Here is an 18,813-nt window from a genome sequence, read left to right as displayed (position 1 = left end):
TCTTGGGTGTTTTCATAATAATTCAAATTTAAGGATTTTGAAAACACTCTCTTAGTTTTGAACTAAATCAGTCCACTTTTTGCTGACGATTTACAGAAGAAAATATGGTTTTCGGAACAGTTGCAGAACAAGCTTATTTAATGCGAAGTATTGCGGTAAGAAATGCACGAAGCAGTCGTCCGGTTTTACATTTATCGATAAGCTTTCATCAGGAAGAAAAAATTTCTGAAGAGATGCGTGAAGTGATTTTTGATAAAATTTTGGAAGAACTGGGAGCGACCAGAGACAATAATCAATTCATCATTGCTCAGCATTTTGATGCAGCACACGAACATTATCATATTGTACTTAATAAAGTCGGTTTCGACAGAAGTAATATTAATACAAGTTATATTATCAACAAATGTCAGGTTATAGCGGATAAAATAGAACTCGAAGTGGGTCTAAGAAGAACCTTGGGGCGAACCGTTGTTTATGACCCCACTAACCCTAAAGGTTTCAGGTATACAACACAAGAAGAGAGAAATGAAAAGAAAATATTTTTAGACAAAAGCGTAGGTATAAGAGATGTGAAAACATTTCTCAGAAATAATATTGATGTCTCAATGCAACAGACTTTCAATGTAAAAGAATTGCTTGAAAAGTTAGAAGAAATTGGCATTGATTGTAATGCTAATTTTAATAGTGAAGGATTTTTAAAAGGTATTTCTTTCAGATACAACAATCAAGCTTATAAGGGAACCCAATTAGGGTTAAAATCTAAAGCAATAGAAAACTATTATAGTCTGAAAAATAAAGATTCAATAGTGGAAAATGAAAAGGCGAATGAAGTGCCAATTCCTGCAGATAAAATTATAAGATCTGAAAAACAAATTTTTGATGAAACTAAAAAAGAACTTTTGACTGCTGTTGAGAAGCTGACAAATTTTGGGGATCATTATAAAAATACGACACAAGAAATAGCAGAAAAAATTAGAGCTGGAGAAAATAGAAAAGATGTATTACTTCAAACATTTGTGGATTCCAATTTTAAGATCCAGGATGATCAACTTATTTACGGAAGATATTCCTTTGATCTCAAAGTCGTTGATGATTGGATTGATAGAAGTATACTTTCTTTTCAAAAACAAGTAATGGAATTTGAGAGGAAGAAATTAGATTATGATACTCTAATGAGTCAGAATCAACAAGACATTTCTTTTTTCATGCTACCAGGCACAAGGACCAGAATTAAATCTGAAAATAAAGAATTAAAATCAAAGCAAGAGCTTGCAAAAACTCCTGAATTGGAAATTTCCGGAATCGGCAATGAGACGAGCTTTCAACAAAAAATTATTTCTCAAATTAAAAAGTATAAAGAAAAATTGCAGGACATTGAATTTAAAGAACGACTTAGAATTTCTCATGAAAGAGAAGTGGCAATAAACAAAGAAGCTGAAAAGTCACTTTCTCATTCAGATTTTAAATCGTATTCAGATAATCGAATGAAGTATAGTACTGCAGAAGATTACAAAACAAATTTTTTAGAATATTATAAGCATGAAAGTACTTTTAAAGATTTGCTTTGGTTAGACAAGCGTTTTAGTATTTTGGAAAATGAAGATGATAAAATTGAATTTTTAAAAGAAAATTTTGGACTTAATGATAAAGAAGCATTTTTTCTAAGTGAGAGATTTTTTGAATCAAATGAAAGAATAGGTATACTTAAAAAAGAGATTATCAATTGGCTTCCAGATCGATTGATAAGAGATGGGGAGAATGAAAATAAGATTGACATAGGTATGAGGTTGAGATAACTTAAATTTTTTTTCTAGAATAAATTAAGGTTCAATTAGTATTTACATCCTTGGTAAAAAGTCTTTCGCTTAGCGAGAGACTTTTTTTATTATCATTCTAATTGTTTTCGATGTTATGGAATAGATGGTCACAGATAATTTTTAAAAGATTTTTACCGGATATTGTTGTTTTGTATTGTTGCTTAGGGTGAGTAGGAGTTTCCGGATATTTCATTTTCACCCAATTTAAATCGAGTATAGGATCAAGATATCTCTTCCTGTTGGTTGAGTTGTTAGCCAATCCTATCTTCGTAAACATTTCCTCTCTACTAATCCAGTCTGTCATTTGATTAAGCATTTCAATAGCTTTATTATTAACAGCATGTTCAACAATAGAATTAACTCCGTCACTAACTCCGTCATCAATAGACTTTATAAGAGATATAACATTATCTAAACTATTGATACTTTTAGGAATACTTTTATTAATAATAGCTTTAATTTCAACTAAAGGATGTGCAGGTAATGTTGCTAAAAAATAGGTACTCTGCGTATCTGTATTGAAACTGGGTTGTGGAGAACCGTTTCTTTCCATCGCTTTATATATTGTGGGAAGACCAGTTCCTCTTCCCTCTGTAAGATCAAGTTCTTTCAAAAAATCTCCAATACGTCTGTTTCGGTAATCTCTTGCAACAATACGTTGTTGACTTTGCAATATTTGAGCATCTACTGGAGGAACAGGACCAGGGTAACTTAATATTTCTATTTTATCAGGCCATATCTGAACCTCAATAGGATTTCCTATCTCATATATTTCGCGGCCATATCATATTCCTCTGGATGTATTTATTTGGCTTGCAATAGCCAAATAAATATCTGCAAAGTGAGGACGCTTTGCAGATAGGGAAGTTGGTAATTTATGATAATAGTTCTATAAAAAGCTGGAAATTATGTTTGAAACAATACCAAATTATTTTTGCTTAAGAAAATTTTCAAAAGAATTTCCCAAATCATCTTCTACTCCTTTTACTAAAACGACTCCTGCTAAGCATTCTAATTTGAAGTCAGCTACTTTATCTACTAATCTATATAAATTGTCCATTTTTTTTTCGTTAAAAAATTTTTCAACATACAAGTCAGGATTATTCCAAGAGAAAATTCCTTGAATATATTCACAATCAGCCAGTATTAGATAAATAACATTATCTGTTTTATTATTTACAATTCTGATTGCAATCTTTTTATGGCTAATTTCATATAAAAAGAATTGAGCTTTGTCTCCTTTAAATCTTTGCAAAATCGTATTTATTCGATTTAGGCTTGTTACGATTTCCATACTATGGTTTTAAAAATTGCGTTCCATCCCAATTAACCTTACTCCCATTTTTTATAAATGTCGTTTTTTGTAGTAAAGAGGGATTACTAATTATATGATTAAATTCAAAATTGGTTATACCTGGTTTATGAAAAAATGGATTAAAACTTGAAACTTCAAATCTTATGGCATTTGCTTTATTTGCTGCTTCTAAAAATGAGGACTTAAAATGATATTTGTCGATAAAAGCTTTCCCCCAATCAACATCTGTTAATCCAGCCTTTTGCCATCCAGCCTCTCTCCAAGTAATTGCTCCTGTACCGCGATGAAGGGCCAAATCATCAGCTATTCCTAAACCTATGGTTTTCCCTTCCGCTCTTAAAACATCATCTGTAGCTTTGCCTCTAGATAACCCTATAGCTAAAATTCCTACAGCGGTTGCAGCATAAGTGTTTTCGGGCTTATTATTAGCTAAAACCAAGCCAACTACATCCCACATATTGCTCATCATTTCCACTTTAGGATGAAATCCGGAAGCACTGAAGGGATCGTATTCTGGGACTTTAGAGGTATCCATGTTATTCAAACTAACATATCTAGTACCTGGAGTGCCAATTTGAGGAGCATTACTTCCATACATTGCAGCTCCAGACATTGGAGTTGGTGTACCTGTCATATTACTTCTTCTGTCTTCGCTAAATGTAGAACCATAATTGAGGTCGGTTACTGTTCCTTTTTGATTAATATATGATCCTGATCTCCCTATACGATATAATGTTTCACAATTCTTTCCTTCAATCTGATCTGCTTGACCTGGATGCCAAGAAACATTACCATAAATATCTCTATACCAATCCTTAGGTCTACCCCCAACTTTTTCCCCCATCATTCCTGTAGGATCTGCTAAGGTAACAGGATCATTCCAAACATAAGCATGAGAGAATTGGTAATTTCAGATAACGGGTCTACAGATAGCCAGAAACTACGTTTTGGGTCGTAATATCTTGCGCCGTAATAGTAATATCCCGTAGCCATATCATGCTCCTTCACATTATATTTGTTAGGGTTATCATAGCTGAAGGTTGTGTTTTCCATCAGCATTTCACCGTACGGCATATATTCATACCAATTGGTGACAATTCCTTTACCGTTTAATAATATAGAAGCTCCGCTGAATGGCACTTTGCGGAGCAGGGCGTTTTTATCTCAGTGAATCCCCACTTTGCGGAGAAAGAAGGTTTGTATTATCAACACTGATTAATATCAAAGATTTCAATTCTATTATTCTCTAAACAAATACCATTATTTTGTTGAGCAATTTCTTCCACTAAAAAAAAACGATTTTCTCGTAATAAAAGCCACTGATATGGTTCACTTTTCTTGTAATCTGTTATGACTTCTTCATTTAAATAATTTGCTATCAGAATTCCAAGTGTAATATTATTATCAAGCCTTACGTCATTTAATTGATTCTCATCTTGAATATAAACGATTAATTCTACATTAAATTCTGAGATATTATCTAAAACCCTATTTTCATATCTAATTAAACAATCTTCTTCACTCAATAACTCTTTAACTTGCGCCTCTTTGTATCCAAAAATATCACTTAACATTTTTTCTAGATATAAATCTCTCCTTTTACTTTTTAAATAAAAAACTAACATATCATCAATATTTTTTAATAAATTCTCTGGCAAAATTAGCATCTGCTGATGAAACTTTCGCTCCTTTTAGTGCTTTATCTAAGCTGCCTGAAGGAACTCTTTTTATTAATTGAATGGCTTTTATTTGGCCTTGCGTTAAATCAATAAATTCAGGAGCTCCTCCACTTCTAGGAAATATGGTTGATCCTTGATTTTTAACACCATATCTTCTACCGTTAATAATAACATCATGACCGGATTGTTTATACCAACCCAAATTGTAACTTGCTAAATCTTTTGCCAATAATTCCCTAGGACCAACAGTTGAATCCATTGTTTTTCCTTTTGCAATGGAATTTGAGTCTAAGAAGTGTCTTGGATCCATTGTAACCTTTTTAGATCCCGAACTTGTAGCTGATGTATGTATATCAACTGCCATCTCTATAGCATCAGCGACATTGCCGCATGGAACACAAACTCTCTTAGCAATTTCTTTCATTAGAGGATTTGAATCAACCATAACATAATCAAAATGACTTCTTCCTCTGGAAGGACTTGGAGAACTTATAGTTGGAGCATTAGAACCTATATTTTTATATATATCATACCAAGCCTGTTTTGGAGGTGATTGAAGATTTGATTGTGAGTATAAATTTTCAGACCAATTCCCGTTTTCACCTAGCACAACAAAGGTACCTTTATCTGAATTGTAAGTATTATTGGTTTTACCATCTGAATACCCATCATAACCAAGTTTTTTATAATTATGTTTAGTTATCTCTTTTTTCCATTCCCACTTATCGCCTTTTCTTCCCCAATCATCTGGTTTATTTAGCTTTTCCCCCATCAACCCCGTAGGATCTGCAAAGTTAACAGGATCATTCCAAACATAAGCATAAGGAGAATTGGTAATTTCAGATAACGGGTCTACAGATAACCAGAAACTACGTTTAGGATCATAATATCTTGCTCCATAAAAATAGTAACCGGTAGCCATGTCATATTCTTTCGCATTGTATTTGTTCGGGTTGTCGTAACTGAATGTGGTATTTTCCATCAGCATTTCGCCGTATGGCATGTACTCATACCAGTTGGTCACATTACCACCATTATCTTTCTAGTGGCGTGTAATCTGCCATACATTCATCAGAAAAAAATTGCGTTCATGCTTCACAAATTTGTCCGCCTTGCATAGAAGCTGAATTATTTAACTGACTTTATTCCGCAAAGAGGCCACCTTGCGGCGCGGGAAATCCTAATTGGTATCCTTTAGAATCACTTTCTAGATCAGGGTCAATATATATTTCTTTTAAAATCAATTTCAAACTTCTTTAATCAGACTATAAAAAAATTTTAATGTTACTCCAAAAGACAATAATTTAAGATCATTATCTCCCGATAAATTCTTTTGAATCATATCAGCTGGTTGGGATATAAAAGATGTACTTGTATCTTGCGTAACCGTATTGTCTTCATCTAGGGTTGTTTCACCATCTTTATAATTAAGATATGATCCAGATCTCTATAGACGTGTGAGTTCTTCTTCATTTTTACCTTTTGTATGATCCTCCTGTTTATGCTGAGATACATTTCCAAATCGGGATCAATGCCCTAAATTACTAGACTATTGAAGACTTTAAGAGTCTGTTTAAATTTTATTCAATAAATTTTTTAAAGCGGATAATTTGACCATGTTTTCTGAATTTTCCATCAGGAGTTCATAATTCCGACACAATCTTCTATCATTATCAAACCAAGCGAAAGTTCTCTCAATAATCCATCTTTTGGAAATAGGCTTAAAATCTTTTTTCTTTTCATCGTTTCTCATCACCACATTTATTAGATAACCAAACTTATTTTTTACCTGTTCTATGACTTCGCCTCTGTAACCTCCATCAGCAAGAATAATCTTCACCGGAGATAAGAAATATGCCAAAGTTCTCATGAGAAAATCTACAGCTTTACTGTCATGAACGTTGGCTACAGTAACCATTATTGCTAATAAAAACCCGTTTTTATCAACTACCACATGTCTTTTAATTCCTTTTACTTTTTTATTCCCGTCAAAACCATTTAATGCACGGTTGTTCCCCCATCTTACACTTTGACTATCCATTATACCTAAACTTGGTTCTTTTTTTTGATTTCTTTTTAATCTGATTTTTTCCCGTAATTTAGAAAGAAGCAGGGGTCAGTCGACGAAACGGAAAATATAGCACGTTAAGGATAGAATCTATTAAATAATTATTTTTTATAGACTGAATAAATTACTTTCTATTGTAAACCTTTATTTCCACATTTCTTTCTCTTAAATATTTATACATTGTCATTTTTGAAATCTTCAAGTCGGCAGCAATTTCGTTGACACTTTTTATCCCCTCATTATAATAATTTTCTGCAATAATAGCTTTTTGCTGAGCTTCCTTACTTAATCCTTTCCTGCGACCTCCTTTCTTACCTCTTTCCCGTGCTGCCTCCAAGCCTGCTTTTGTTCTTTCCCTGATTAGATCCTTTTCAAATTCTGCAAAGGATGCGGAAATATTAAAAAATAATCTTCCTTGCGGAGTCGTAGTGTCTATGTTGTCATGCAAGCTTTGTAGAGCTACATTTTTAGAATTTAATATTTCGACAATTTCTAACAGGTGTTTTAAAGATCTTCCAAGTCTGTCTAATTTATAAACAACTACAACATCACCCTTACGAATTTGCTCTAATAATTTTTTGAGTTGTGGTCTTTCCTTTGTAGCTCCGGAAACTGTTTCCTTAAAAATCATTTCACATCCTAATTTATTTAAAGCGTCTTCCTGCAGATTATAATTTTGATCCTGTGTTGATATTCTGATATATCCAATTTTCATAAGTATAGATAATTGCATTAAAAATTTAAATAAATATACTCAATTTATTATACTAGTTTTTTTTACTTATTTTTATTTTAAAACGTAATTTTCAGAAAACACAAAAAAGTACAAGTAAACGGACGTTTTATTTTACTTAAGAAAAAATATTTTTATGCCTAGAAAACAAGTATTATCAGAGTTTGAGATAAAAGAGTTAATTAAAATTCCAGAAACTGATGAAGAATTAATCATCAACTATTCTTTATCGGAAAATGATTTTTCAATAATAAAAAATCATTGTAGAACAAACACCAATAAGTTGGGATTTGCAGTTAATCTCAGTTATATGAGACATCCAGGGATTATTTTAGCTCCTGAGTTATATCCTGATCGACAAATCTTACAGTTTATTAGCAGTCAACTAGGAATAAATGTTTTAGAATGGGAAAACTATGGAAAAAGAGAGCAAACAAGGAGAGAATATATAAGCATACTGCAATCTGTTTATGGATTTCGAATATTTACAATCATAGATTATACGGTCTACAAAGGGTTGTTACAAGAAATAGCTCTCAAAACAGATAAAGGATTTGTTGTGGCAGAAGAATTAGTTAAATTTCTTCGTAAAAATAAAATCTTACTCCCTGCAACTGGAACAATTGAAAGGCTTTGCTCGGAAGCTCTTATTAATGCGGAAAAGCAAATTTATGATAGCCTGAGTTCTTCATTGTCCAATCATCAGAAACAGTTATTAGATGCTCTTCTCAACTTACAGGAAAAAAGCAGCATCAGTCAACTAAATTGGCTCAAGCAATCCCCACAGGCGGTCAATTCAAAGTTTTTACTGATGCATATAAAGAGGTTGAAGACAATAAAAGAGATCAATCTTCCAAAAGATATTGGTAAGGATATTCATCAGAACCGATTACTAAAAATAGCCAGAGAAGGAAGACAGATGACACCACAGCATCTAAGGGATTTTGAAGAATCCAGGAGATACGCAACATTGGTGGCAATACTTCTGGAAACCAAAGCTTCCATCATCGATGAAATCATAGAAATGAATGATAAGATCATCGGTTCTTTGTTCAGATATGCCAAGAATACGCAAACTCAAAAAATGCAGGATTCCGGAAAATCCATGGGTGAGCAGCTCGGTATATTTTTTAAAGTTGGCAGCGCACTTCTGGATGCCAAGGAAACAGGAGAAGATCCTTTCGATGCTGTTGAGTCAGTTATTTCATGGGACGCTCTGGCTCAAAGTATTTCAGAAGCCAAGAACTTAACAGCTAAACAAAATTTTGACTCTCTTTATTTTATATCCGATAAATACTTTACGATAAAAAAATATGGTGGAGAATTTCTGAAAGAGTTGGAACTCCGCTCTGCCCCTGTAGCAGAAGATATTCTAAAGGCAGTAGGTATCTTGATTGACCTGTATGAAGGAAAAATAAAAAAACTACCGGAAAAAATTCCATCAGGTTTTATCAGAAAAAGATGGGAAGAACTGGTATTTACAGAGAACGGTATAGATAGAAAGTTTTATGAACTATGTATATTTTCTGAACTGAAAAACCATTTGCGTTCCGGTGATCTTTGGGTACAGGGTTCAAGACAGTACAAAGATTTTGAAGATTATCTTATTCCTGCAGGCAGATTCGTTGAAATGAAAGATGAAAATCAAGTTCCTCTGGATGTAGCATTGAATGCAGAAGAGTTTCTTTCGGAGCGAATGGAACTTCTTTCAAATAAAATACAAATAGTATGTAAGCTCATTGAAAATAATGAACTCCCTGAATCTTCTATTATTAATGACAGAATAAAGATTAAACCTCTTGAAAATACAGTTCCTGAAGAAGTTGAAGTTTTAGCAAAAAAAATATACAGTCTGCTTCCTCTTATTAAAATCACAGATCTTTTGAAAGAAGTCGATCAGTGGACGGGCTTTACAGATCAGTTCATTCATCTGAAATCCGGAAATAAAGCCAGTGACAAAAATTTGTTACTCACTGTAATACTGTCAGATGCCATTAATTTAGGTTTAAGAAAAATGTCGGAAGCTTCTCCGGGAACTTCCTATGCAAAACTCTCATGGCTTCAGGCGTGGCATATCCGAGACGAAACGTATTCTTCAGCTTTAGCGAAAATTATCAATACTCAATCCGATCACTCATTTTCTTCTTACTGGGGAGAGGGCAAAACATCTTCTTCGGACGGTCAAAGGTTTGCTACAGGCAGTTATGCGCAGAGAACCGGAAATATTAATCCAAAATATGGAAGCAGTCCCGGAGTTCAGTTTTACACTCATATCTCCGACCAATACGCACCTTTTCATACCAAGGTTATCAATGTAGGAGTAAGGGATGCAACCTATGTTTTGGATGGGCTTCTCTATCATGAATCTGAACTGCAGATAGAAGAACATTATACGGATACTTCGGGGTTTACCGATCATGTATTCGCTTTGATGCAGTTACTGGGATTTAAATTTGCTCCAAGAATCAGAGATTTGAATGATAAGAAGTTATTTATTCCTGAAACATCTACGAGCTATTCTGCGTTATCAGAACATATAGGAGGAACCATCAACAGTAAAAAGATTATTCAAAACTGGGATGAAATTCTAAGATTGGCTGCTTCCATAAAAAATGGAACTGTTACGGCTTCACTGATTGTCAAGAAGATTGGAAGTTATCCACGGCAGAACGGACTGGCTGTAGCATTACGAGAATTGGGTAAAATAGAAAGAACTTTATTTATGCTCGACTGGTACATGAGTCCGGAACTTAGACGCAGAGTTACCGCAGGACTTAATAAAGGTGAAGCCAGAAACGCTTTGGCAAGAGCTGTATATTTTAACAGGTTTGGAGAAGTCAGAGAACGAAGCTTTGAAAATCAACGGTATAAGGCAAGCGGTCTTAATCTGGTTACTGCTGCTATTGTTCTATGGAATACGGTTTATATTGAAAAAGCAGTGCAGCACCTGAAAGAACAGGGCGAAGAAATTAATGAAGAATTACTTCAACACCTTTCTCCTTTAGGATGGGAACATATTCACCTTACCGGAGACTATGTTTGGGAAGATCGTATCAAGTTTAAAAAAGGAGAGTTTAGATCGCTAAGAAATTCTTTATAATAATCACTCTTATCACATTAAGATAAGAGTGATTATAAAAAACTATATATTTCTAGTTTTTAATGAACTTTTTAGTGTACGCAGATTCTTTTGTGTTTACTTTCAGTATATATGATCCGTTTTGTAAATGTGAAATAGAGATCTCTTTTTTCCCGGAAACATCTTTTAAAATCAATTTTCCGGAAAGATCAAAAATTTCAATTGATTTTACGACTTCTTTTATTTTGATATTAATGAAATCTGAAGTGGGGTTAGGATAAACATCTATTTTATCGTTATAATTGTTTTCCGAAGTAGAAAGAAGATCAGCATTTAAAATTTTAATGTTATCCATTGTAAAACCAGATCCTTCGTTATCATAAACGAAGTTGAGAACATTAAACCCCATAACACTATTTGAAATAGGTTGGCTTCCGAGTAAGATATTGTTTAAATAATAAGTTACGGTGTGTGTTGCCAAATTTGCAATTAGTTTAAAATTATACCACGTATTTGCAGAAATGTTTACAGATGTAGCTACACCATCGTCTATAACTCCGTTATATACAAGCAGTCCGCCTTGACTTGGCTCAATGTTGAAACCGCCTACGATATTATCGTCAAGATCTTGTACAACCATATGATATTCTGAAGATCCAACAGCAGAAATTTTGTAATCAAACGAATATTCGGTCTTTGTAAAACCAGAAATACTTTTTGTAACCCCTCCACTGGTACCACTACTATTACTTGTAACAGTCACAGAGTTTGAACCAATTGATGCTGTGGTATTTATCACTTTAGCACTACTCGTAGTAACGCCTCCCCATCTCGACCAGCCCTGTTGGCCTGGAAGATTTCCTAACGTGTATCCTTCAGAAGTTTCAAAAGAAATGTTTTGACTGAAAGCAAATAGACTTAAGGTTATTGCAAAAATTAAAAGTAGTTTTTTATCCATATTTGAAATTTTTTATTTGTTATAAAAAAGAGTCCGTTTTTACTAGGTATGAAACGGACTCTTAATCTTTTTCTTTAATAGCAATTGCCACCACAATCAGTAGCATTCTGATAATCTTCAGAAGTTATTGAATAAGTTTCTACTTGTTCATCATTGAAACTTATATTAAACAAATTTCTAATATTTTCATTATAAATAATCGGATAGGGATTATTAGGAATATTAGCACATGTTGGACACTGTTCTGAGAATACAGTAAAAAGATTTATATGGTTATTATTGTAAATTACACCTACATGAGTAATACTTCCAGCTGCTGTTGCTTTAAACAATCCTGTCATATTAAAGCCAGCTGCACCTGGTGGCTTATACGTATATTTTTTGGTGAATTTTTCGTTATTCGCTAGTGTAATGGCATTTTCCATTTCAGGAACACCATTTATGTAAGGTACTAATTTGATATTTTGTCCAGCATTATTTGATATACTATATGTATAATCAATACTTTCCCCCTGATCAGTTCCACAGCATATCGTAAGCAAACCAAAACTTAGTAATAGTAGTGTTTTCATTATTTTTAATCTTGCCAGTTAGCAAATAATTCATCTACAAAAGGTCTAGTAGGTTTATTAGGATACATTACTTTAACTTTATCTCTATAGTCGTTCCAATATCTCGCGCCTGATAAAGCATTTTCCAGCTCTTTAATTGTATATCCATCTACTTGATCCATTGGATAGCCTGCTCCAAAAATCCTTCTTTGATTAACAGTATCTGTCATATCATAAATCCCAGAAGTATATAAATTCTCTGCTGCGATAGTTCTAAATTGATAATTTTGATAATTTAAAGTAAGATTTTGATAAACTAAATAATTTGGATTATTAAATCTTATCCTATATCTTTCTAGAGTCATAAGAATTTCCACTGCAGTTGGCCAACTCTCCAATAATCTACGATTTCTTTTTCTCACTTGTGTATTTCCAGATAAAAAAGAATCTTGCACAATATCATTATAAGATGATCTATCTTTTACAGAGTGCAAAGCATGGCTTAATTCATGAATTGTAGTCCCATATACTTGATCAGATGGTTTTCCATAATCTTTTATATGAACCTGAGCTGAAAGTCCAAATGTAATTTCACTTCTTAAATGAGAAAAGGAAGATGTAGGACCAGAATTTGATAATCTACCTGCAATTTTTATCTGAGTCTGTCTGCCAAAATTATAAAAATGATTATTCATTGGAGGTGATATTAGAGCAAATCTATTTCCATAATAGAAGTCATGGGCTGCTTGGTGTATTAAAGCGTGATATTCATCTTTACCTCCATTTAGGATAGGATGCCAAGACTGTTGTTTCACATCGGGACCATGTGTTTCTGCCTGAAAAAAAGATCCATCACGAACGCTATAATTATATCTTTCCCACTGAATAACATATCGAGCTTTTCCACGAACAGAAGAAGTGGAAAAATTTCCGTTTCCATCTGTTATTCCTTGTGCAACAGTAAACCATTGTCGCATTAAAACTTGAGCGCCGGTTACGGGTCTTAACCCGGCTATATCATCCTGGACGCGTATGCTTCCACTAGGATACCATTTAGTTCCAAAAATCCATCTCGCTTGCGGGGTTGAATTTTCTGTCAGCAACTCATTCTCGTTACCTGTTTGTTCGTAAGCAGAAAATAAAAGATTATTGAAAAGATCTGTTTTATTTTCAACTCTACCCGTTACCTCATATTCTTTGTAATCTTTAATATCAGCAAAATATTGATCCTGTTCAGGAATATATAATTCACTTAAAATTTCATGTTTTACGTTAGGAAGAATTTTTCCAACAGGAACTGCAGTATAATATACTGAAATAGTATCTCTATCTGGATTTCTATTTTCCAAGTATCCTTCTCTATACTCTGCATCTAACCTATAATCAAAATAATGAATTGTAGAGTCCCGTTTTAGTAATCCCACCTCTTCTTCATTTTCAGGAGTAAATTTAAGATAATAATGAGTGGTATGAATATCAAATTCTCCGAACCCATATTCAGGATTTTTATCTTTTATGGTTTGAAAAGCTTTTGTCATATTTTCCGTAGAATATGGATTCTCTAACATAATCGAATCTCCCGAAAAAGTTCTCGCTGAAAGAGTATTGTTCAATTCCTCTTTAAAAGCTTGTTCATTTTGGACTTCTGCTAATTCGTCCTTACACGAAATTTGAAAGGAAATTAACCCTATTGAAAGGACATAAAGAAATAATTGCCTCAGTTTTAATTTGTCGTTTTGTTTTATCATTATTATAAATTTTTAACTAGCTAAATATAAAATAAAAACTGAATTTCAGAATAAATAATTATACTGATTTTTTATACTCAAATCTTTAATGAAAATTCGTTAACTGAATAGTTATAATAAATTACTTATCAATACTTAATAGATTCCATCATTAACGTGCTATGTTTTCCGTTTCGTCGACTGACCCCTGTTCAGAGCTTCCGTTGTGATTTTGATCTGTTCTACCGTTTCCGCAGGACTGAGCCTTGCCGGATTTTGATTGTTGTTTTCTTCCATAATAGCATTTTTTTATTTTAATATGACATTCCTCTGTCTTTTCCAATGCTTTTTGCGAGGTCTAAGGCAATTTTTTTAATCTTCAGTTTCGGATCGATGTCGCTTAATTTAAAACCCTGTTTTGTTACTTTTTCTAAAACTGAAGGATTTATATTAATGTCGGCTTTCGGGATGATCCTTGCACCGTTCAAGCCTTTGGCGTTTTCGCTGATCTGCATAATATAGCCCCGATTATCCATTCTTGAAACAAGATCGCCCAAGCTCCGACTTTGACTTTTTTCCTCAAGAAGTACATTTTTTATTTCTGCTTTCTTCTCTCCGCTGATCTCCTTTGCGGTCTTCCAGTTTCGCTCTTTTGACAAGATTTCTGCATGGTCTGCAGCTCGTGTTCCGAGATTATGGCTGGTAACCTTATTTTTGCCCTGCTTATCGATACGGTTGGCGATAATATGCAGGTGCTTATCGTCCGTACTTTGGTGCAGATGCACTAAATATTGATTGTCTTTTCCGATGCCTTCACGCTTTAAATAGTCCTCTGCGAGCTTCGCCCAATCGGTAAGGCTCAAATTTTGGCTGTATTCCTTTGGGGGCGAGATCACAGCAGTAACGTATTTTTTCTCCGTTCTCGTATTACAGTCTGCAATTTCTTTAAATTCCGCAAAAAGGTCTTTTGGTTTCTCTCCGGAAAGCCTGTTCCGGCACACTTCAACACTCTGCTCCTTATCGCTCTGTTGGTACTGAATCGATGTAGGACTTACATTTCTTGTAGATGCCGAGATTACCATTTGACCTGTGTTCTTATGCCTTTAATCGTTGCTTCAATTTCTTCGAGCAGATCTGCTCGTTCTTTTTCGGTAAACATTTCTTTCTTCATATAATTGGCGATTCTCCGGAAGTTGGTTGCATATTCTGTGAGCGTATCGTTTTTTTCATAGTCCGGAATTTCTTTTTCTAAGAGAATGATCCGGCTGTAATCGGTAAGCTTCAGATGTTTTTTATCTGCTCTTTCTTTTAGCATTTTCATTTCAGAAACGGTAAAACGAAGGGCTAAACGCTCTGACTTTGATGCGGAAAGCTTCGGGCGACCGCCAAGCTTTCCTTGCTCTCTATATTGATTTTGCCTATCGACTTTCTTAAAATCTTCTATAAATTCAGATTCCCAGTCTGCCATATTTTGACCTTCCATAAGTTCGAGGTATTTTGTATATTAGTGCATCGAAATAATTTTTTTTCAACTTTTTAATTTTTCATAAATTAATAAATTTTCAGCTCCTTGTGCACAGAGGAGCTGTTTTTATTTTCTTCCTTTTTTATTGTTTTTTCCGACTATAAAAATGTCTCAGGCACAGCCTGTCTTTAAGCGGTATGTTTGTCCGTTTATGACGATAGGAATGAACCAAGTTGTCCTTTTGTGGCAAAAATCTACAACGAAGTGTAGGTTTTTGACGTCAAAAGGTACTACTTGCCCTTACTAAAAACATGTATCAGTATACCAAATTTAGCAATTTCTTTTTTATTCTGCAACCTATGCTTATTTTACCCAGGTACAGCTCCCCATAATTCCAAAATGTCGCTCAGCTCTTACCTATTATCAAACAGTCCAAAATGATAATACTTCAGATTGCCCACAAACAAAAATTTAAAATACGGAACAGTTAAGAATACCCCAAATATTCTGCAAATAATAAAGGGCAAAAACAGAAAAGCTGAAGGGCAAATTCAGATTACTTCCGGAAGCGATATCGCCATCAGACAGCCGAACAGCTTACCAAATCACCACACTAATAATAGTTTATATCTATCAATTTATACTATGTACTACATAGTATTTGCCCGCAACCCGATTTATTAGAAACTCTGTTTTTCTTCCTTTTGTTTTTCTTTCACCCTGCACATCACAGAATGTCCGGAAAATTTTCGCTTCAATGGAAAAGATAAAAGTCCGATTGAACAAACGTATTCTTTTAAAATATTTATTACTTTCTTATTTTACTATTTTAAGGTCTTGTAAGTTACTAAATATCAAAATATTGCAAGTTTAAAAACGACCTTTTATAAGTTTAAAACGACCTTTTATAAGTTTAAAACGACCTTTTATAAGTTTAAAACGACCTTTTATAAGCTAAAAACGACTTTTTATAAGCTGAACACGCTATATATTATCGACAGATGTTTTTAAATGCCGTTTTTATTATTATATTTGTTTCTAAAAAAAGCAGTTATGCAATTGATTGACGTAAACAAAGATGATAAACTTGTTTTTCAACACAATGTAATCACTTCCGGTAGATATGATTATTCAGCCTGTATGTTAGATATTCTTTTTATGGTGCTTTCTTGTCTTGAAAAAGATAAGTTGGAATATACGATCCATACTCACGATATTGAAGTAATTACAGGACGTAAATGGAATTATAAGCAATTAAGAGATGCTACCGAAGATATTGGAAGTAGAATGTTTGAGATAGAAACACCAGAAAAATATCGTCAACTTTGGCTTTTTGAATATGTGGATTATATTAAAGGGTCAGGCTCTTTTACTATTAAAATAAACGAAACAGCTAAACCTTACTTTTTTGATCTTAAAAATAATTTCACAGCTTTACAATTAAAATCTGTTTTAAACTGCTCTTCAAAATATGCTAAAAGATTGTACGCAATTGCTTGTCAATGGAGGAGTATAGGAACAAAAAGATTTGAAATCCCGGAACTCAAAAAAATGCTTGGATTAATTGACAAAAAAGGTAACGAACAATTTGAAAGAATAAGTGATTTTAAAATTAAAGTTTTGGATATTGCCCGAAAACAAATTTCAGAAAATACAGATATTGAACTTGATTATGAATTGAAAAAAAAAGGGAGAGAGTTCTATTGGATTACCCTACATATTAATTCACAAAAATTCAAACAATTGGAGATTGACTTTGAAAAACCAATAAACATTCAAAAATTTGCTTCAAAATTGGTCACCTATGGCTTCAGCCAGGAACAGGCGGAGCTGATTGCCGGAAAAGAAAAAGAAAAGGATTTTGATATCTTAATTACAGAGTTGAATGAGAAGATAAGACAGAGAAAACTAAAAATTGAAAATTCTGTCGGTTACTTGGTAGGTGTATATCAGAAAAAAGGTATTTTACCTGTAAAGAATTAATTATATATTTGCATATAAATATATATACATATAAACATATATGCCTTATTTTATTCTTACTACACATCAAAAAGGAGGTGTTGGAAAATCAACACTAACTTATAACCTTGCTGTACATCTTAAAGCCAAAGCAAAGGTTTGTATTGTGGATATGGATGTGCAGGGGTCTTTATCTGATTTTAAAGATTTTTCTCCTGTTCCCATTCTCTCCCCAGACAAATTACCGGAACTGAAAAATTCTGATCTTGATTTTGTTTTTATTGATACTCCCCCATATCTATCCAATAAACTGCCTGAGCTGTGCAGTCTTGCCAATATAATTATTATTCCTACAAAAGCAGGGGTTTTTGATGTTCTTGCAATTAGGTCGACTATTGAGATAGTAAAACAATCTAAAGGAGAAAAAAAGGCACTCATTGTCTTCAATATGGTTAAGCCCAATACTTCTTTAACTGAAGAAATTAAATCTCAATTGAACGAATATAATATTACAGTTGCTCAAACAATGGTTTCCGATTTGGTGGTTTTTTCTCGTTCAGCTCTGCATAATGGAGTAGAAGATAATAAAAAAGCTCTATCCCAAATAGAAGCATTAACAAATGAGATTTTAACAGTATTAGCAATATAGCATATAAATATATGCACATATAAACATATAAGTATATAAGTATATGACAAAAAAAGATAATTCAACAAGTAATTTATTAGGAAAAATCCTTTCTCAAAAGGCTACAACTCCAATACAGGAAAATAAGAACGGTATTATAAAACCAATTGAAAAGACTTTTTTATTATCACTTCCTGAAACAAAATTGCAACAGTTAAAACAAATGGCTTTGGATAAAAAAACCACCGTGAGAAATTTAATAAACTCTGCCATTGATGAAAAATATTTTAATGAAACAACGGATTAAGGATTAGATAATCTTTAATCCGTTGCTTTAAAAATGAAGTAGTCCGGTATCTGAACTTCTACATTCTTTTTAACTGTTACGGAATACATAATTACTCCTGCTAATAAAATTAGCGCTCCCACTATTGCGACAGGGTGGGGTTTCAATTGTTTAATAAAATCTTTCATATTATATATATTGCTTTTTAAATAAATAGTTTGTTTTTCCAAAAGTACTATCGGCTTTAAAAATTCCTTGAACTTATATTATACAACGGGAACCATAAAAAGCGACCAATTCTTAAAATTATTTTCAAATTTTATTATAATCCAAAGATAATATCACATTTATCCTTTTGCCTTTTTGCTTAATTTATCGCTCACACGCACCTCAAAAGAGTTCTTTACATAGTCTCTCCTTAAACCACCTATAATTTACTGATTATTAGTATTTTGGGTTTAAAATAGCTTGTTTTTTATTGCAAGAATTTGTATCTTAGAGCTTTAAAACCTTGCAAATATGTTGGGGAAAAATCCAGAAAAGAA

Annotated in this window: 18 protein-coding genes; 5 read left to right on the top strand and 13 right to left on the bottom strand. The window is 33.2% G+C overall.

From position 1 onward, the window contains the following. Positions 1-104 precede the first annotated feature (104 nt). Positions 105-1,796: a relaxase/mobilization nuclease domain-containing protein gene (locus tag BW939_RS15165; protein WP_076452856.1), complete on the top strand. Its 1,692-nt coding sequence runs from the start codon at positions 105-107 to the stop codon at positions 1,794-1,796. A 97-nt stretch (positions 1,797-1,893) separates the two neighbouring features. On the opposite strand, the gene BW939_RS15160 is transcribed toward BW939_RS15165, so the two are convergent. From BW939_RS15160 to BW939_RS15125, 8 genes are all read right to left on the bottom strand, one after another. Continuing rightward, positions 1,894-2,568, bottom strand: coding sequence for an ATP-binding protein (locus BW939_RS15160; protein ID WP_228417258.1), 675 nt, complete (start codon positions 2,566-2,568; stop codon positions 1,894-1,896). A gap of 177 nt (positions 2,569-2,745) precedes the next feature. Further along, a complete protein-coding gene (locus BW939_RS15155) occupies positions 2,746-3,111 on the bottom strand; it encodes a hypothetical protein (RefSeq protein WP_076452854.1) in 366 nt (121 codons plus the stop codon). Between the two features lies 1 nt (position 3,112). Next, on the bottom strand, positions 3,113-3,979 hold the full coding sequence (locus tag BW939_RS15150) for a hypothetical protein (protein WP_076452853.1): 867 nt from the start codon (positions 3,977-3,979) through the stop codon (positions 3,113-3,115). A 14-nt stretch (positions 3,980-3,993) separates the two neighbouring features. After that, on the bottom strand, positions 3,994-4,272 hold the full coding sequence (locus BW939_RS15145; protein WP_076452852.1) for an RHS repeat-associated core domain-containing protein: 279 nt from the start codon (positions 4,270-4,272) through the stop codon (positions 3,994-3,996). Positions 4,273-4,337: 65 nt separating this feature from the next. Beyond that, positions 4,338-4,790 carry a hypothetical protein gene (locus BW939_RS15140; RefSeq protein WP_123891596.1) on the bottom strand — a complete coding sequence of 151 codons (453 nt, stop codon included), beginning with the start codon at positions 4,788-4,790 and terminating at the stop codon, positions 4,338-4,340. Beyond that, positions 4,762-5,835, bottom strand: coding sequence for an RHS repeat-associated core domain-containing protein (locus BW939_RS15135; RefSeq protein ID WP_076452850.1), 1,074 nt, complete (start codon positions 5,833-5,835; stop codon positions 4,762-4,764). The genes BW939_RS15140 and BW939_RS15135 overlap by 29 nt, the downstream gene beginning before the upstream one ends. 549 nt (positions 5,836-6,384) lie before the next feature. Continuing rightward, a complete protein-coding gene (locus BW939_RS15130; RefSeq protein ID WP_228417256.1) occupies positions 6,385-6,924 on the bottom strand; it encodes an IS5 family transposase in 540 nt (179 codons plus the stop codon). A gap of 79 nt (positions 6,925-7,003) precedes the next feature. Continuing rightward, the gene (locus BW939_RS15125) at positions 7,004-7,594 is read right to left on the bottom strand and encodes a recombinase family protein (RefSeq protein ID WP_076452857.1); all 591 of its coding nucleotides are present in this window, start codon (positions 7,592-7,594) and stop codon (positions 7,004-7,006) included. Positions 7,595-7,748: 154 nt separating this feature from the next. On the opposite strand from BW939_RS15125, the gene BW939_RS15120 reads away from it, so the two are divergent. Then, positions 7,749-10,712, top strand: coding sequence for a Tn3 family transposase (locus BW939_RS15120; RefSeq protein ID WP_076452844.1), 2,964 nt, complete (start codon positions 7,749-7,751; stop codon positions 10,710-10,712). Positions 10,713-10,764: 52 nt separating this feature from the next. Here the strand turns inward: BW939_RS15120 and BW939_RS15115 are convergent, their stop codons facing one another. The 5 genes from BW939_RS15115 to BW939_RS15095 all read right to left on the bottom strand — a co-directional run bounded on the left by BW939_RS15115 (position 10,765) and on the right by BW939_RS15095 (position 15,410). Then, positions 10,765-11,649 (bottom strand): T9SS type A sorting domain-containing protein, encoded by an 885-nt coding sequence (locus tag BW939_RS15115; protein WP_050378465.1) that lies wholly within the window; start codon positions 11,647-11,649, stop codon positions 10,765-10,767. A gap of 74 nt (positions 11,650-11,723) precedes the next feature. Next, a complete protein-coding gene (locus tag BW939_RS15110; RefSeq protein ID WP_050378464.1) occupies positions 11,724-12,221 on the bottom strand; it encodes a hypothetical protein in 498 nt (165 codons plus the stop codon). Positions 12,222-12,226: 5 nt separating this feature from the next. Next, positions 12,227-13,813, bottom strand: coding sequence for a hypothetical protein (locus BW939_RS15105; RefSeq protein WP_143754002.1), 1,587 nt, complete (start codon positions 13,811-13,813; stop codon positions 12,227-12,229). A gap of 428 nt (positions 13,814-14,241) precedes the next feature. Next, positions 14,242-15,009: a relaxase/mobilization nuclease domain-containing protein gene (locus BW939_RS15100; protein ID WP_050378469.1), complete on the bottom strand. Its 768-nt coding sequence runs from the start codon at positions 15,007-15,009 to the stop codon at positions 14,242-14,244. Further along, on the bottom strand, positions 15,003-15,410 hold the full coding sequence (locus BW939_RS15095; protein WP_076452848.1) for a plasmid mobilization protein: 408 nt from the start codon (positions 15,408-15,410) through the stop codon (positions 15,003-15,005). Before BW939_RS15095 ends, BW939_RS15100 begins: the two co-directional genes overlap by 7 nt. Before the next feature lie 1,035 nt (positions 15,411-16,445). Here BW939_RS15095 and BW939_RS15090 point away from each other — a divergent pair. Genes BW939_RS15090 through BW939_RS15080 form a run of 3 tightly spaced genes read left to right on the top strand, consistent with a single transcriptional unit; the run spans position 16,446 to position 18,289 of the window. Further along, a complete protein-coding gene (locus BW939_RS15090) occupies positions 16,446-17,375 on the top strand; it encodes a replication initiation protein (protein ID WP_076452847.1) in 930 nt (309 codons plus the stop codon). 40 nt (positions 17,376-17,415) lie between these two features. Beyond that, the gene (locus tag BW939_RS15085) at positions 17,416-18,003 is read left to right on the top strand and encodes a ParA family protein (RefSeq protein WP_050378457.1); all 588 of its coding nucleotides are present in this window, start codon (positions 17,416-17,418) and stop codon (positions 18,001-18,003) included. A gap of 43 nt (positions 18,004-18,046) precedes the next feature. After that, complete coding sequence (locus BW939_RS15080; RefSeq protein ID WP_050378458.1) at positions 18,047-18,289, top strand: hypothetical protein; 243 nt, start codon at positions 18,047-18,049, stop codon at positions 18,287-18,289. The last annotated feature ends 524 nt before the right edge of the window (positions 18,290-18,813 follow it).

Origin of the sequence: Chryseobacterium piscicola, assembly GCF_900156685.1 — a bacterium.
Taxonomy (GTDB): Bacteria; Bacteroidota; Bacteroidia; order Flavobacteriales; family Weeksellaceae; genus Chryseobacterium; species Chryseobacterium piscicola.
This window is presented reverse-complemented; position numbering and strand designations above follow the sequence as displayed.

What these genes read in the sequence shown, in the direction of transcription:
- BW939_RS15165 (WP_076452856.1), top strand. Translation starts at nt 105, where the DNA reads ATGGTTTTCGGAACAGTTGCAGAACAAGCTTATTTAATGCGAAGTATT.
- BW939_RS15155 (WP_076452854.1), bottom strand. Translation starts at nt 3,111, where the DNA reads ATGGAAATCGTAACAAGCCTAAATCGAATAAATACGATTTTGCAAAGA.
- BW939_RS15150 (WP_076452853.1), bottom strand. Translation starts at nt 3,979, where the DNA reads ATGATGGGGGAAAAAGTTGGGGGTAGACCTAAGGATTGGTATAGAGAT.
- BW939_RS15125 (WP_076452857.1), bottom strand. Translation starts at nt 7,594, where the DNA reads ATGAAAATTGGATATATCAGAATATCAACACAGGATCAAAATTATAAT.
- BW939_RS15120 (WP_076452844.1), top strand. Translation starts at nt 7,749, where the DNA reads ATGCCTAGAAAACAAGTATTATCAGAGTTTGAGATAAAAGAGTTAATT.
- BW939_RS15115 (WP_050378465.1), bottom strand. Translation starts at nt 11,649, where the DNA reads ATGGATAAAAAACTACTTTTAATTTTTGCAATAACCTTAAGTCTATTT.
- BW939_RS15110 (WP_050378464.1), bottom strand. Translation starts at nt 12,221, where the DNA reads ATGAAAACACTACTATTACTAAGTTTTGGTTTGCTTACGATATGCTGT.
- BW939_RS15100 (WP_050378469.1), bottom strand. Translation starts at nt 15,009, where the DNA reads ATGGTAATCTCGGCATCTACAAGAAATGTAAGTCCTACATCGATTCAG.
- BW939_RS15095 (WP_076452848.1), bottom strand. Translation starts at nt 15,410, where the DNA reads ATGGAAGGTCAAAATATGGCAGACTGGGAATCTGAATTTATAGAAGAT.
- BW939_RS15090 (WP_076452847.1), top strand. Translation starts at nt 16,446, where the DNA reads ATGCAATTGATTGACGTAAACAAAGATGATAAACTTGTTTTTCAACAC.
- BW939_RS15085 (WP_050378457.1), top strand. Translation starts at nt 17,416, where the DNA reads ATGCCTTATTTTATTCTTACTACACATCAAAAAGGAGGTGTTGGAAAA.
- BW939_RS15080 (WP_050378458.1), top strand. Translation starts at nt 18,047, where the DNA reads ATGACAAAAAAAGATAATTCAACAAGTAATTTATTAGGAAAAATCCTT.